Origin of the sequence: Pseudomonas mucoides, from assembly GCF_015461845.1 — a bacterium.
Lineage (GTDB): Bacteria > Pseudomonadota > Gammaproteobacteria > Pseudomonadales > Pseudomonadaceae > Aquipseudomonas > Aquipseudomonas mucoides.
Window position 1 is genome coordinate 1,299,426 of record NZ_JACOPW010000001.1, and the last position, 15,236, is coordinate 1,314,661.

Annotated in this window: 9 protein-coding genes; 5 read left to right on the top strand and 4 right to left on the bottom strand. The window is 61.3% G+C overall.

Going from position 1 to position 15,236, the window contains the following annotated elements; all coding sequences use genetic code 11:
- Positions 1 to 12: 12 nt before the first annotated feature.
- The 3 genes from H8F22_RS06170 to recQ all read right to left on the bottom strand — a co-directional run bounded on the left by H8F22_RS06170 (position 13) and on the right by recQ (position 4,563).
- Complete coding sequence (locus tag H8F22_RS06170; protein ID WP_194939842.1) at positions 13 to 1,755, bottom strand: FimV/HubP family polar landmark protein; 1,743 nt, start codon at positions 1,753 to 1,755, stop codon at positions 13 to 15.
- Between the two features lie 127 nt (positions 1,756 to 1,882).
- On the bottom strand, positions 1,883 to 2,317 hold the full coding sequence (locus H8F22_RS06175; RefSeq protein ID WP_027922287.1) for a MarR family transcriptional regulator: 435 nt from the start codon (positions 2,315 to 2,317) through the stop codon (positions 1,883 to 1,885).
- Positions 2,318 to 2,436: 119 nt separating this feature from the next.
- Positions 2,437 to 4,563 (bottom strand): DNA helicase RecQ, encoded by a 2,127-nt coding sequence (recQ, locus tag H8F22_RS06180; protein WP_027922286.1) that lies wholly within the window; start codon positions 4,561 to 4,563, stop codon positions 2,437 to 2,439.
- A 410-nt stretch (positions 4,564 to 4,973) separates the two neighbouring features.
- Between recQ and H8F22_RS06185 the strand changes: the two genes are divergently transcribed.
- The 5 genes from H8F22_RS06185 (at position 4,974) to H8F22_RS06205 (ending at position 9,504) form a co-directional block, all read left to right on the top strand.
- Positions 4,974 to 5,561 carry a UPF0149 family protein gene (locus H8F22_RS06185; RefSeq protein ID WP_027922285.1) on the top strand — a complete coding sequence of 196 codons (588 nt, stop codon included), beginning with the start codon at positions 4,974 to 4,976 and terminating at the stop codon, positions 5,559 to 5,561.
- 10 nt (positions 5,562 to 5,571) lie between these two features.
- Positions 5,572 to 5,976, top strand: a complete 405-nt coding sequence (locus tag H8F22_RS06190) for a YbaN family protein (RefSeq protein WP_027922284.1) — start codon at positions 5,572 to 5,574, stop codon at positions 5,974 to 5,976.
- 96 nt (positions 5,977 to 6,072) lie between these two features.
- Positions 6,073 to 6,780 (top strand): cysteine protease LapG, encoded by a 708-nt coding sequence (lapG, locus tag H8F22_RS06195; protein ID WP_027922283.1) that lies wholly within the window; start codon positions 6,073 to 6,075, stop codon positions 6,778 to 6,780.
- A gap of 22 nt (positions 6,781 to 6,802) precedes the next feature.
- Positions 6,803 to 8,743 carry a cyclic di-GMP receptor LapD gene (lapD, locus tag H8F22_RS06200; protein ID WP_194939843.1) on the top strand — a complete coding sequence of 647 codons (1,941 nt, stop codon included), beginning with the start codon at positions 6,803 to 6,805 and terminating at the stop codon, positions 8,741 to 8,743.
- Positions 8,744 to 9,138: 395 nt separating this feature from the next.
- Positions 9,139 to 9,504: a DUF6124 family protein gene (locus tag H8F22_RS06205; protein ID WP_027922281.1), complete on the top strand. Its 366-nt coding sequence runs from the start codon at positions 9,139 to 9,141 to the stop codon at positions 9,502 to 9,504.
- 138 nt (positions 9,505 to 9,642) lie between these two features.
- Here H8F22_RS06205 and H8F22_RS06210 read toward each other — a convergent pair.
- On the bottom strand, positions 9,643 to 15,236 hold a 5,594-nt coding region (locus H8F22_RS06210), incomplete at its 5' end, for an Ig-like domain-containing protein (RefSeq protein ID WP_194939844.1).

Consider the following 15,236-nt stretch of genomic DNA (forward strand, 5'->3'; position numbering starts at 1 on the left):
CATCATAGAGCCTCAGCCGATACCGGCCAACAGACTGCGGGCGGTCTGCTTGAGCGGTTCGTCGCCGTCCTTGAGCAATTCGTTGAGCAGCGTGATCGCGCGATCCAGGTCGCCATCGTCGATGCAGGTCTGCGCTTGTTCCAGTTTGCCGGCGTTGGATGGCGCCGCCGGGGCCAGGCTCAGCGGTTCAAGGTGCAGCGACTGAGGCGCCTCGCTGAATTCGTCGAGGAAGTCGTCATCCAGTGATGGCGTGTCAGGCACGGGGTCCCATTCCAGTTCGGGCGCTTGCTGCGACGATTCGCCGGGCAGTTCGTACACCTCGGGCAACACGTGCAGGTTCGAGGTGAAGGTCAGCTCGTCCGACGGTTTGGCGCAAGCCGGTGGGCTGTCAAAAGGGCTGACCAGATCCCAATTTGAATCCATCGATAACTCATCCAGGTTCAACTGGAATTCATCGTTGGGCACAGCTTCCGCCGGTGCGACTACGGGCGCGGCCACCACGGGTGCGGCACTGCTCAGTTTCGGATGGCTGGCGCGGATGTCCTGTAGTTTTTGCGGGTCGAACCCGGCGTCGCGCAGGCTGCTTTCCTGCGCGTCATAGGCCGTCACATTGCCTTGTTTGCCGAGCACCTCCAGCAGCTGCACCGCCAGCTCCGTGCGCTCAGGCTCTTTCATCAGCGCCTCTCGCAACATGGCAGCGGCTTCGGAAAACCGGCCATACGTCAGGTAGATGCCGACCCCTTCCAGCACATCACCCGCTGAGGTTTCTTCACGATGATCGGACGCCGGTTTGAGCAGGGTCTTTTGGACTAACGGTTGCACAGCAGGATCAAGCATCGGCTCCTGCCGTGACGGCAAATCGGGGGTTGCCTCGGGCAAGGCCGCGACCTGCTGACGTCGATGACGAAGAAACAACCCGAGCAGCACCAACGCCACCAGTGCCAGCAGGCCGATGATCAATTGCCAATGGGTCGCTTCCTCGACAACCACAGGCGCGGGCACGACCGCCGTCGGCGCAGCGGGCTCGGCTGGCATTTGTCTGACGTCGGCCAATTGAGTCTGCAGTTCGGTGATCTGCTTTTTCTGACCGGCGATCTGCTCATCCTGAGCCGCCAGCTTCGCCTTCAACTCATCGATGGTTTTTTGCAGTTGCTGGTTTTGCAGGACAGCGGCGGCCAGTTGCTCGGCCACAACGGGATCACTCACAGGCGTGACGGCCGGTTGCGGGGGAGCGGGGTTCTTCGCAGGTGCAACTGGCGGACTGGCCGGTTTGACGACCGGAAATGCAGAAGGCTGGGGTTCGCCAACCGGCTCATCAGCGGCGGGTTCAATCCCCGGGGTGCCCGGCGGATCAATCAGTACCGTGTATTCGCGCAGCAAGCGCCCGTTGGGCTGATTGAGCTGCACCACGAAATTCAGGAAAGGTTCTTTGACCGCTTTGGTGGAGGTCACCCGGATCAGGTTGCGATTGCCTCGCAGGATCGGGGTGAACTTCAGATTGTTGAGGAAGAACACCCGCTCGACGCCGGCACGGCTGAATTCATCCGCCGTCGCCAGGCTGACGGACAACTCGCCCTCCTCCAGACCACCGACATCCACCAGGGCGATGTCGGCACTCAACGGCTGGTTCAGCGCGGAGTGGAGCGTGATGTCCCCCAAACCCAGCGCAGGTGCCAATGCCGAGTAGGTGATAGCGCCACTGACCAGAAACGACCTGACGCCACACCGTAAAACCAACCGCCAACTCTCAAGCATGAGCATCCCTTAGAGAACAGAACCAACCTATGCGTGTTTGCACATCCGGTACGAACACGATATTGCCTAGTAGTTCTTTATAGTCTGCCCAACGGGGTATCTCAAAAGTCTGGCGAGTGGTTATGCCTCAAGATTTTTCCAGGTTGGCCAGAATGTGCCCGTGAACCCGCATGCACACCTTCAGATCCGCCTCATCGACGCCCGCGAACAATTCGTGGCGCAGTTGCGTGGCAATGGTTTCAATTTGTTCGATCAGGGGACGGGCCGGCGCGCAGAGGACAATTTTTTTCGCCCGACGGTCTTCCAGAACAGCTTGGCGCTGTACCAGGCCCTGGGATTCAAGGCTGTCGAGCAAACGGGCCAGCGTCGGCCCTTCGACACCGACGCTTTGCGCCAGCTCACGTTGGGTCGGGGCTTCCTCGAAACGGGCCAGGTGCAGCAGCACCAGCCAGCGTGCCTGGGACAATCCCAGCCCGGCGAGACGGCGGTCCAGTTCGGCACGCCAGCCACGCGACATCTGGGCCAGTTGCATGCCAAAGCGGTGTTGATCGGTTAACGGCATAAAACACTCATGATTAGACTGAAATTAATTAAAACTAATTATTAGTCAGCTAAGCATGGCCGTTGGCTGGAGGCAAGGTTTGGTCTGTAGTGAATCGTTACATCAACCTACAGGGCCACTCAAACCTCAAACTCCGATTGCAGGGCGGCACGCACGCAGTACAAAACGCCTTCCGGCACTCGCCCGGCAAACAGGGCAGCGATCTCAGAAACCGCTGGCAATTCACCTTCGCCGTCGAGGAACGCATCCTGGACTTCGCCCATCAATTCTTCCGGCAAGTCCAGCGCTTGTTCCAAAGACAGCTGCTGCTTGCCAATCGCTTCGGCGAGCATGGTGTAGACGTTCTTTTCCGAGCATTGCAGCTGACCGGCGATTTGCACCGGGGTCATGCCGGCGCGAGCCAGGGTGATCAGTTCGTGGCGCACGTCGGCCACGACTTTCGGTGCCTCGACCTGACCGCCCAGCACTTCGAGGAAGGCCTCGCCGTAACGCTCGAGCTTGCGTGCACCGACACCACTGACCGTGGCCATTTCTGCCAGCGACGTCGGCTGGCTGCGGAGCATTTCCAGCAACGTCGAATCGGGGAAGATGACGTACGGTGGCACGCCATGTTCTTCGGCCAGTTTGCGCCGCAAGGCACGGAGCGCCTCCCACTGCTCGCGCTCTTCGCCACGCACCAGTTGGCTCGCCTGGCTCTTGCTGCTTTTCGCGGTGGTTTGCGGCTTGAGGTCGCGGCGCAGCTCCAGGGTCACTTCACCCTTGAGCAGCGGCCGGCAGGTGTCGCTCAGGCGCAGGCCGCCATAGCCTTCGAGGTCGATGTCGGCCAGCCCACGGGCCACCAGCTGTCGGAACAGGGAGCGCCATTCGCTCTCGCCCATCGCCTTGCCGACCCCGAACACTGAAAGATGCTGATGACCAATGCTGCGGATTTTTTCGTTGTCCTTGCCCAGCAACACGTCGACCAGATGCCCGACACCATAACGCTGGCCGGTGCGGTAAATCGCCGAGAGCGCCTGACGGGCCGGCTCGGTGGCGTCCCAGGTCTGCACGCCGTCGACACAGTTGTCGCAATGGCCGCACGGCTCGGGCATGTCTTCGTCGAAGTAGGCCAGCAATGTCTGGCGACGGCAGCGGGTTTCTTCACAGAGCGAGAGCATCGCGTCGAGCTTGTGCTGTTCCAGACGCTTGTGGCGCTCGTCGCCTTCGGAGTTCTGCAACATTTGCTTGAGCATCACCACGTCTTGCAGGCCGTAGGCCATCCAGGCGTCTGCTGGCAGACCGTCACGGCCACCGCGACCGGTTTCCTGGTAATAGGCCTCAAGGGATTTCGGCAAATCGAGGTGAGCGACAAAGCGCACGTTGGGTTTGTCGATGCCCATGCCGAACGCCACGGTGGCAACCATGATCAGGCCTTCCTCGTTAAGGAAGCGCTTCTGGTGATGGGCCCGGGTTTCGTTGGGCAGACCCGCGTGATACGGCAGCGCCGGGAAGCCTTGTTCGCTGAGGAACACCGCCACTTCGTCGACTTTCTTGCGCGACAGGCAGTAAACAATACCGGCATCGCTGCGCCGCTCGGCAAGGAACGCGAGCAACTGCTTGCGCGGCTGCTCCTTGGGCACGATGCGGTAGAAAATATTTGGGCGGTCGAAACTCGACAGGAAGCGTTCGGCGTCTTGCAGATGCAGGCGCTCGACGATTTCTTCGCGGGTACGCTTGTCGGCCGTGGCGGTCAGGGCGATGCGCGGAACGTTCGGGAATAACTCCGCCAACTGCCCCAGTTGCAGGTATTCGCGACGGAAGTCATGGCCCCATTGCGACACGCAGTGCGCTTCGTCGATGGCGAACAGGGCGATTTCAAGGCTTTGCAGGAAGGCCAGCATGCGCGGCTGGACCAGACGCTCGGGCGCGAGGTAGAGCATCTTCACTTCGCCGCGCTTGATGCGGGCCGCCAGATCGCGCTGTTGTTCGGCGCTCAGCGTCGAGTTCAAGGCTGCGGCCGCGACGCCCAGCTCTTCGAGGGTGGCGACCTGGTCGTCCATCAGTGCGATCAGCGGCGACACCACCACGGCCAGGCCTTCGCGCAACAGCGCCGGCACCTGGAAACACAAGGATTTGCCGCCACCGGTAGGCATCAGTACCAGGGCGTCGCCACCACTGGCCACGCGCTCAATGATTGCACCCTGACGGCCACGAAAACTGTCGTAGCCGAAGATGTCCTTGAGGACGCGTTGAGCCTGTTCGAGCATAAAAACTCCAAAAATCACAAAAACATCCCTGCAAGGCTGGTTCAGAACCACGCACGCTGCACTGACAAATCGTAAGTGCGCGTTGCATGACGCTTCACATTCCAGCCGCGACGCCAGCAGGGCATCACAAAACGCGCGAGTATACCCGAGCCCTCCCTTGCGCAGGGCACCGCTGATAAGACACATCAACCCAATGCAACAAAGAACCCTGTAGGGGAGTGAGACCGGCTTGCCGGCGATGTCGGTGGGTCAGTCAACATTGATGTTGAATGTGGCACCGTTATCGCGAGCAGGCTCACTCCTATAGGGAATGCGGTGTTCTGAGGCTGCAAATATGCCGCGCGGCTGGCCTGAGCGCTCAAGAAGGCCTAGAATTCCCGCATCTGTTTATTTCCCAAGGTAGCCCTTTAATGTCCTTCGCTGAGCAACTAACCCGTTTGCAAGTTTTCCTCGACGCCGACGAACTGCATGACGAGGCGCTGGACTACGTGGCCGCCCACGGCTACCTCACTGCGCTGTCGATCTGCTCCGAAGAAGTACCGGACCGCGAATGGATCGACGCCCTCTTCGCCGAAGAGCCGCACTATGCCGACGACACCGAGCGTGAAGCCATCGAATCCACCCTGCTGGCCCTCAAGGCTCACATCGCCCGCCAACTGGCGTCCGATGAAGAGTTCGAGCTGCCGTGCGAGCTGGACCTGGGCGAAGATCCGGATGACTCCGACCTGCGCGGCTGGTGCATCGGTTTCATGGAAGGCGTGTTCCTGCGCGAAGCCGCCTGGTTCGAAACCGCCGAAGACGAAGTCAGCGAAATGCTCCTGCCGATCATGGTCGGTTCGGGCCTGTTCGACGAACAGCCAGAGTTCGAAGACATCGCCAAAGATGCCAACCTGATGGACGACATGATCGTACAGATCCCGGAAGCCCTGACCGCGCTGTACCTGCTGTGCAACGCGCCAGACGAAAAACCGGCGATCCTCAAGCCACGTCATCACTAAGGTCTTGCCTATGGACAACCCCATAGGCAACCGCTCCCTGATGTTGCGTTACGTGCTGCTGGCCATCGGCTGGCTGAGCGTAGCGCTGGGGGTGATCGGGATTTTCCTGCCGGTTTTGCCCACCACGCCCTTTCTGTTGCTGGCCGCTGCGTGCTTCGCCCGCAGTTCGCCGCGTTTTTATCAGTGGCTGGTGGAGCATCCATGGCTGGGCCCGTGGATTCGCGACTACCTCGACGGCAACGGCATCCCCCTCAAAGGCAAGGTCTACGCCATCGGGCTGATGTGGGTAAGCATCCTGTTCTCCTGCTACCTGGTGCCCCTGCCGTGGGCGCGCGGCTTCATGCTGACCAGCGCCGTGCTCGTCACGATCTACATCCTCAAGCAAAAAACCCTGCAAAAACCTCGATCCCTGTAGCAGGTCCGTGCAGGTCCGTGTACCCACCCGACAATTTGTCCATCCTCGCCCAAAACACCGCCTAGACTTCAGTCATCTGCACGCGAGCAGCCAGACATGTCACGTCGTCCGCGTAGTCCAGGATGGTCAACGCTCCGACTTCGGCTCGGCGGCTGGTTGCTGTTGTCCAGTTTTCTACTGACAGGGTTGGGCAGTGTCCTTGCCGACTGGGACTTTGCGCAGATTCTGCAAACCGCCGAAAAGCGCTATGGCCCTCTCGGCCCCGCCAAGGGAAGAGTCGAGGCCTGGAGTCAAATGCTCAAAAGCGAACTCAAGCAACCCGAGCGCGAGCAACTGAATGCGGTCAATCAGTTCTTCAATCAGCAGCTGAATTTTCAGGATGACATGCGCATCTGGCATCAGACCGATTACTGGGCCACGCCAGAAGAATCGCTGATCAAGGGCGCCGCCGACTGTGAAGACTACGCGCTGGCAAAGTATTTCAGCCTGCGCTACCTCGGTGTTCCCAGCGAAAAACTGCGCATCACCTACGTCAAGGCCCTGGCCCAAAACCAGGCGCACATGGTGTTGACCTTCTACAGCAGCCCCACGGCCGAACCGCTGGTGCTGGATAACCTGATCGGCGAAATCCGCCCCGCGTCCCAGCGTAAAGACCTGTTGCCGGTGTACGCCTTCAACGCCGAAGGCCTGTACTTGCCCGGTGCCAACGGCGGCAAACGCAGCGGCGACACAAAAAAGCTGTCGCGCTGGCAAGACGTGTTGAAAAAGATGCAAGCCGAAGGATTCGCCGTGGGCGACGGCTAGCCGTTATAGCAAGGAGCGTTTTATGTCACTGCGCAAACAGTTGTTTCTCGCCATTTGCCTGTTCCTGCTGGTGGCCTTCAGCGGCAGTTTTTTTGTCAGTCTGGAAAGCTCCCGCGAACAGATGCTCGGCCAGTTGCGCTCGCATGCCCAGGACGCCGCCACCGCACTGGGTCTGTCGCTGACCGCGCAGATCGACGACCCGGCCATGATCGAGTTGATGGTCAGCTCGATTTATGACAGCGGCTACTTCCGCAGCATTCGCGTCGTCAACATCGTCGACGAACAGGTGTTGGTGGAACGCAGCGCCCCCGCAAAAATCGACGGCGTTCCAGGCTGGTTCGTCAGGCTCGTCAACCTGCGCCCCGAAGGCGGCGACGCGCTGATCATGCGCGGCTGGGAACAGGTGGCCCGGGTCGAAGTGTTGAGCAATCCGCAATTTGCCCTGGCCAAACTCTGGGACAGTACCCTTGGCAGCCTGCTCTGGCTGTTGGTCTGTGGGTTGCTCAGCGCGATATTCGGCGGTTGGCTGTTGCGTCGGCAATTGCGCCCGCTCGACAAAATGGTCAAACAGGCCGAGGCCATCAGCAAACGCGAGTTCCTGAGCCTGCCAAAACTGCCGCGCACTCCGGAATTGCGCCGCGTGGTACTGGCCATGAACCAGATGGTCGAGAAGCTCAAGGCGCTGTTCGCCGAAGAAGCCACGCGCAGTGAAAAACTGCGGGCCGAGTCCTATCAGGACAGCCTCACGGGCCTGGCCAATCGCCGTTTGCTGGATGAACAACTGGCCGATCATCTGTTGATCAGCGAACAGAGCAGCACCGGCCATTTGCTGATGCTGCGAGTCAACGACCTGATCGGCCTCAACCAGCGTCTGGGTGGTCAGCGCACCGATGCGTTGATCAGCGCCGTCGGCGAGCTGCTCAAGCGCCTGACGCATTTGCCGGAACGTCGGACCTGGCTGGCGGCACGCAACCGCGGCGGTGAGTTCAGCCTGCTGACGCCGGGCCTGGATGGCGCCGACGCCGAACGCCTGGCCTCGGAAATCAGTGCAACGTTGGAGAACCTGCGCCTGACCGGCGCCAGTGATTGCATGCCGGTGGCGCATTTGGGCATCGTCCCCTACCACCCCGGCGAACCGGCCAGCGACGTGCTGCTGCGTCTCGATCAGGCGCTGACGCAAGCCCGGCAACATCCCGAGCGGCCGTGGGTGCATCTGGCCGACACTGCCACCGCGAACAACCACTCCCAACATGACTGGCGCGCCTGGATCGACGACGCCCTGACCCACGGCAAACTGCAGCTGTATTTCCAACCCGTGGTGCAATGCGCCGACACCAGCCAGGTGCTGCATCACAAAGTCCTTGCGCGCCTGCTCGACCCCAACGGCGAAGCCATTGCCGCCGGGCATTTCCTGCCGTGGATCGAGCGCCTCGGCTGGTCAGCGCGGTTTGACCTGGCGATGCTCGAAGCGACCCTCGACTACCTCGTCGTCAACCGCTGGCCCCTGGCGTTGAGCCTGTCCGGCAGCACCCTGCGCGACCCGGTGCCGCTGCGACACATCATCGACTTGCTTGATTCGCTGCCGGAACTGGCACCGCTGCTGACCCTGGAAATCGACGAACGCCAGTTGCCGCCGCCCGAAGAACTGCAGCGCCTGAGCCATAGCCTGCTCGATACCGGTTATGGCCTCGGCTTGCAGCACTTTGGTGGCAGCTTCAGCCAGATCGGCAACCTCACGCAGCTCGGGTTGGCGTATCTGAAAATCGATGGCGCGTACATCCGCCGCATTGATGTGCAGCCTGACAAGCGGCTGTTTATCGATGCGATTTTCCGCGCGACCAACAGCATTGATCTGCCGTTGATTGCGGAGATGGTCGAGACGCAGGGGGAGTTGGAGGTGATTCGGGAACTGGGGTTGTTTGGGGTGATGGGACGGTTGATTGGGCCGCCGGAGCCGATGTGAAGGGTTCGACCGCTCGTCTTACTGCCGACATCCGATGCGGAATAAACAGCGATGTTTAAAAAAACACTTCCAGACACTCACTCCGGCTACGCATCCTTGCGCCGTAGCCTATGGCTACGTCAGAATCCGCCGGCTTGTGTGCTTTGACCCTGATCTTTATCGTTTCCGCATCGCTGCCAATCAGCGATCGGGTTTAGCGACCCGACCAGGTATAAGCGCAACACTTCAGTCTTACTGCAGGCGAACGTCTGCAGTTTCGATATGGCGGCTGTGCGCGGGAGACCCTCGGGTCTGCCGGGTCTTATACCTCTCGGTTCGCTAACCTGCGAACAGCCGCCATCCTTACTTGTTTAGCGACAGGTTCTGGTGGCTCCATCAGGTATAGGCGCTTCACCATGTTCAAAATCCCACCCACCCCACCAGAAACCGAAACCGACGACGTTTCCCCCTACGAATCCACCGATTCCAAAAAGCTCAACTCCGCCGCCGACCGCGCCCTCGACTACTACCTCAAACCGGTCATTCCCAAAGACACCCCGCGCAAACCCAGCACGATCTACTTCGTCAGGCCCGACACCGATAACGAAACCCTGCTGGTGAATGCCTGTGAGACGTTGGCGTCAGCGAGTGTGATGTTGAGTGATTTCGCGGGACAGTTGAATGGCCCGCAGCGCCACACGCTGCTGGGGATTCAACACTCGGTCATGCTGGGTGAGTTGGCGGTGAACCGGATGCTCGATAACGTCGATCCGCACGGCTAACTCTCCGCCCCCTCGCCACAATGACCGGGTTGGTAGTAGAGGTTTGTGGTGGTTGCTCGCGATTGCTTTCTCACAGACAACAAAAAACCCGCCATTCCTGACCCAGGAATGGCGGGTTTTGTCGTTTCAGCCTTCAGGTCACACGGTGTCCACCTTCAACGAATGGTCATTCAACATGCCATTGATGATGGTCGCCGTATCGTGCCCGCCCGCCACCACACCACCCGCCCCCGGCGTGACGCCATAGTGGCTGGCGAGGTTGACGCCGGCCAGGTCGATGGTCTGGTTCGGCGTGGCACCGGCCATGGCGCTGACGTCGATGCTGGTGACCAGCGAGGCGCCACTGCCGGTGACTTTGAAGTGCAGGTAGTCATCCAGCGACGCCGACGTGCCGTTTTCACCTTGCAGCAGTTGCGACAAATCGAGTTTGTCGGTGCCAGGAGTGAAGTCGGTGACGACGTCGTGGCCGCTGTTGCCTTTGAGCCACTGGAAGGTGTCGGCCCCTGCCCCGCCGGTGAGGGTGTTGTTGCCCAGGCCGCCGATCAGGAAGTCGTCACCACCGCCACCGTTGAGGATGTCATCGCCCAGACCACCATTGATGACGTTGCTGCTGTTGTCGCCGGTGAGGCTGTCGTTGAAGTTGGAGCCGACCAGGTTTTCGATCCCGGTGAGGGTGTCGGTGCCGGCGCCTCCGGTGTTTTGCGGGGTGAGCAGGCTCAGGTCGACGGTGACCCCGGCGGTGGCGTGGGCGTAGCTCACGGTGTCGATGCCGGTGCCGCCGTCGAGCAGATCGTTACCGGTGCCGCTGAACAGCAAGTCATTACCGGCGCCGCCGTGCAGTTCGTTGTTGCCGGAACCGGCGGTGAGTACATCGTTGCCGTCGCCGGCATTGATGATGTTGTTGCCGGTGCCGGCTATCAATGTGTCATCGCCCGCAGTGCCGGTGAGGGTGTGGCCGTCCTGGTAGGTGATGGTCACGCCCGCGGTGTCGCTGCCGCCATGGTTGTCGCTGGCGGTGTAGGTGCCGTGGGCGTCCGGTGCGATGTCGTGGGCGCCGGCGTAGTTGACGGTCATGGTCAACTGGTAGTTCTCTGCGCCTTTGGGGTTGCTGCCACTGTTGTTATCAATGTTGGTGATGTGGATCTGATAGGTCCCATCCGACGAGGCAGTGATCGTCCCGCCGTCCGCGATGGTCGTGAAGGCGCCACCATTGAGCGAATACTCCATGGTGATGTGTCCGCCCGCCAGATTGTGATCCAGATTGAGGGTTTCACCCGCTTTCAGCTTCACGGTGATGAGGTCTTCATCATTGGCGTTGTTGGCAGCCACCTGGCCCAGATACCCGCTGACCACCAGCAGTGCCGTCATCGCGGCGGTGTTGGCCGCAAAAGAACTACGCACGTCTGCCAGGGCCTGGTTGGCCAAGGTGTCATTGGTGCCTTTGAAATTGATCGCACCGCTGCCGGTGAAGTCCGCGCCCTTGGCCACCCAGCCGGTGGTGAAGTTGGTCGGCGATGCGGTCAGCGGATCCTTGTCGGCATCGGTGTCGTTGGCCAGCAACAGCTCGCCCGGCACCACGATGTTGCCCGACAGCACGTTGGTGATGATGTGGTCATCGACTGCCACCGGCGCCGCGTTGGGAATGACTTTGACCGTCAGCGTGGAGCTGGCCAGGTCGCCGTCGTTGTCGCTGACGGTGAAGCCGATGTTTTCGGTGATGACCACGGCGGTGGTTTTTTGCGAAGTGTAGTTGTACTCGCCGGTGTCGAGGTTCACCACCAGCGTGCCGCCATTGTTGGTGGCGATGCTGATGCTGTTGTTCACCGTGTTGAACGTGCCGTGGTTAGCGCCGCCGCTGAAGTTCAGCGACCCCTGGTTAGCGTTGCCTTTCGGGTCGAAGGTGTACGTGGTGCCGTCGACCGTGAGGGTTTTGATGAAGCCGCCATCGGCGCCGAACGTACCGTTCTCCAGCAACGTACCCGTGACCGGCGCGCCGGCCACAGTGCCCGAAAGCACCGAGTTGAGTTGGGTGAGATCGGTCACCACCACCGCATTGGTGTCGGTGTGGGTGCTGCCGTCATAGGCCAGCGGATTGAGGTTGGCATTGCTCACGCCACTGCCCAGGCCGATCGCGTAGTTCTTGATGCCGTTGGCGTCGAGGAAGGCTTTGAGTGCGGCCTCGTCGGTAGTACCGATGTCGCCTTCGTTGGGTTTGCCGTCGGAGAAGAAGTAGCCGACATTCTGCGCACCGGTGAGTTTGCCGGACGTATTGAACGCCGTCTGCATGGTGGCCACGGCAGCGTCGTAGTTGGTGCCACCGCCCGCGGACAGCCCGGCGAGCAGCGTCTTCGCGGTCGCCACGTCGACCCACACCGAGGTCCGGTCAGTGGCGTTGCTGCTGAAGGTGACGAGTTGCACTTTCACATCGCCAAGGTCGTCGTACTTGTCGAGCAAGGCGCTGATGGCCTGTTTGGCCAGGTCCAGCCGTGACAGCCCACCCACCCCAGAGGGGTCGATCATGCTGCCGGAGATGTCGAGCACGATCAGTATGTTGGAGTCGATTTCCACCGCGGCCACCGAGCGATCCGAGGCCACCGCTTTGGGCACGTCATCGACAATGTTGACGACGATCGTGCTGGTGGTGCTGTTGCCCAGGGCATCGGTGGCTTTGTAGGTGAAGCTTTCGCTCAGGGTGTTGGGCCCGTCGTTGGCGTTCGGCGAGGTTTTCGGTGCCGACGTCAGGGTGTAGGTGTACGTGCCGTTGGGGTTGAGCAGGATTTGCCCGTACGTGCCAGTGGCGCTGCCGACCAGGCTGTAAGTGAGCGCGCCGCTGCCGCCGGTGACCGAGCCGACCAGCGTCCCGGTGGCGGTTTCCCCGGTGTTGCCCGGTTCGCTGCCGGTGACGGTGCCCGGCGCCAGGTCCTGACCGTCCTGGTTCAGGTCGAGGGCTTTTTCGTAAACCGTCACGTCCTGATCCACCACGGCTTTGAGACCGGTGTCGGAGACGTTGATGGTGATGGTCGTGGTGCTTTCATCGCCATCGGAATCGCGAATGGTGTAGGTGAACGTGTCAGTGGCGCCCTCCGGCCCCACCGAGTTCGGGTTGCTGTGGTACACGGCGTTGCCGGCGGCATCCAGGGTCAGGTAACCGTAGGTGCCATTGATATTGGTGCCCAGGCCGCCGACCGCCGAGGTCGAGGTGTTGCTGCCGGCACGTACACCAATCACCGCGCCATCGACCGCCGGACCGTCGGCGCCAAATACGTCGTTGCCCAGCACGCTGATATTGACCGTTGCGCCTTCGGCCGCACTCGCCGTATTCGGTGCGGCGGTAGGCAGGTCATCGACGATGTTGACGTTGATCTGACCCGACGCGGTGCTGCCGTCAGTGTCCGTGGCCACCACGTTGAAGTTCTCGGTGAGGCTGTTGGCGCCGTTGGCGGTTGGATGGGTTTCGTTATCCACCAGGGTGTAGCTGTAGCTGATTACACCTGTAGTCGGGTTGTAGCCGGTGATGGTCAGCGTGTTGCCCAACGCGGTGACGAGGGTTTGCGGAAAGCCCGCCGCCACGCCACCGGCCACCACATGGATGCCGCCAACGTCGAGGGTTTGCAGGCCGTCGAGCGCGGTCACGGTGAAGGTGCCGCTCTGGGTCAGTGCCGGGGTGTTGGGGCTGGTGCCATCGCTGAGGTTTTTCTCGTAGACGGTCAGTTCGCCGCCACTGACGTCGAGGCCGTTGAGGGTCACTGGATCGTTGGCGTTCTGGATGTTCAGCACCAGCGTGGCGGTGCTGGTATCGCCGTCGGCATCGGTAAGGGTGTAGGTGAAGGTTTCGGTGCCATTGCCGCCGCCGTGCAGGTTTTTGAAGTCGGCATCATTGGTGTCAAGCGTGTAGGTGTAGGTGCCATTGGCGTTGAGCACGAGGGTGCCGTACGTGCCATTCAGTGTGGCAGGCGTGATCGGCCCGGCATTCGGACCGGTCGCAACGTGGTCCGCCCCTTGAATGTCGTTGGTCAGGACGTTGCCGGTGAGGGTCAGCGCGTTCTCCGTCGCGGTCGCAGAGTTCGTGTCGTTCACCGCTTTTGGCACGTCATCGACGATGCTCACCACGATGGTGCTGGTGGTGCTGTTGCCCAGCGAATCGGTGGCCTGGTAGGTGAAGCTTTCGGTCAGGGTATTGGCGCCGTCGTTCGCGTGCGGCGTGGTCGTCGCCGGCGACGTCAGGGTGTAGGTGTACGTGCCGTTGGGGTTGAGCTGGATCTGCCCGTAGTTGCCCGTGGCGCTGCTCACCAGGGTGTAGGTGATCGCGCCAACCGCGCCGGTGACCGAACCCACCAGCGTGCCTTTGGCGGTTTCGCCGGTGCTGGTCGGGTCGCTGCCGGTGACGGTGCCAGCGGCCAGGTCCTGCCCGTCCTGGGTCAGGTCCAGGGCTTTTTCGTAGACCGTCACGTCGGTGTCGCGGGCCGCGACGATGCAGCTGTTCGAGACGTCGATGGTGATGGTGGTGGTGCTTTCATCGCCGTCAGCATCACGCACGGTGTAAGTGAACACGTCGGTTGCGCCCGCTGGGCCGACGCTGTTCGGATTGCTGTGATAGGTCGCGTTGCCATTGGCATCCAGCGTCAGGTAACCGTAGGTGCCATTGATGTTCGAACCCAGGCCACCGATGGCCGAGGTCGAGGTGTCGCTGCCGGCACGCACGCCGATCACTGCGCCACTGGCCGCCGGGCCATCGGCGCCGCCGATGTCGTTATCCAGCACGTTGCCCGTGACTGTTGCGCCTTCCGCCACCGAGGTGTGATCCGGGTTGGCCTTGGGCAGGTCATCGACGATGTTGACGTTGAGCTGGTTGCTCGCGGTGCTGCCGTCGGTGTCTGTCACCACCACGTTGAAGTTTTCGGTGATGCTGTTGGCACCGTTGGCGGTTGGATGGGTTTCGTTATCCACCAGGGTGTAGCTGTAGCTGACCACGCCGGTGACCGGGTCGAACCCGGTGATGGTCAGCGTGTTGCCCAATGCCGTGACAATCGACTGCGGGAACCCCGCCGCTACGCCGCCGGCCACCACATGAATGCCGCCGACATCGAGGGTTTGCAGGCCATCGAGCGCGGTCACGGTGAAGGTGCCGCTCTGGGTCAGTGCCGGGGTGTTCGGGCTGGTGCCGTCGCTGAGGTTTTTCTCGTAGACGGTCAACTCGCCACCGTACACATCGAGACCGTTGAGGGTCACCGGATCGTCGTTGTTGTGGATCTGCAGCACCAGGTTGGCGGTGCTGGTGTCGCCGTCGGAGTCGGTGATGGTGTAGGTGAAGGTTTCCGTACCGCTGCCATTGCCGTGCAGCGCTTTGAAATCGGCGTCGCTGGTGTTCAGGGTGTAGGTGTAGGTGCCGTTGGCGTTCAGCACCAAAGTGCCGTAAGTCCCGGCGAATGTGCCCGGGGTGATCGGGCCGGCATTTTCGCCGACGGTCACCCGGTCAGCACCTTGCACGTCGTTGGTCAGCACGTTGCCGTTCAGCGTCAGCAGGGTTTCCGACGCGGTGCCGGCATTGCTGTCGTCCACGCCTTTGGGCAGGTCGTCGACGATGTTCACATCGAGCGTGCCATTGGCGGTGGTGCCGTTGTCGTCGACCACGGTGACGGCGAATTGCTCAGGCAGGGTGTTCGCGCCGTTGCCGGTTGGGTGCGCTTCGTTATCGGCCAGGGTGTAGCTGTAACTGACCACGCCAGTGGTGG

What these genes read in the sequence shown, in the direction of transcription:
- H8F22_RS06205 (WP_027922281.1), top strand. Translation starts at nt 9,139, where the DNA reads ATGTTCAAAATCCCACCCACCCCACCAGAAACCGAAACCGACGACGTT.
- H8F22_RS06190 (WP_027922284.1), top strand. Translation starts at nt 5,572, where the DNA reads ATGGACAACCCCATAGGCAACCGCTCCCTGATGTTGCGTTACGTGCTG.
- H8F22_RS06170 (WP_194939842.1), bottom strand. Translation starts at nt 1,755, where the DNA reads ATGCTTGAGAGTTGGCGGTTGGTTTTACGGTGTGGCGTCAGGTCGTTT.
- lapG (WP_027922283.1), top strand. Translation starts at nt 6,073, where the DNA reads ATGTCACGTCGTCCGCGTAGTCCAGGATGGTCAACGCTCCGACTTCGG.
- lapD (WP_194939843.1), top strand. Translation starts at nt 6,803, where the DNA reads ATGTCACTGCGCAAACAGTTGTTTCTCGCCATTTGCCTGTTCCTGCTG.
- recQ (WP_027922286.1), bottom strand. Translation starts at nt 4,563, where the DNA reads ATGCTCGAACAGGCTCAACGCGTCCTCAAGGACATCTTCGGCTACGAC.
- H8F22_RS06185 (WP_027922285.1), top strand. Translation starts at nt 4,974, where the DNA reads ATGTCCTTCGCTGAGCAACTAACCCGTTTGCAAGTTTTCCTCGACGCC.
- H8F22_RS06175 (WP_027922287.1), bottom strand. Translation starts at nt 2,317, where the DNA reads ATGCCGTTAACCGATCAACACCGCTTTGGCATGCAACTGGCCCAGATG.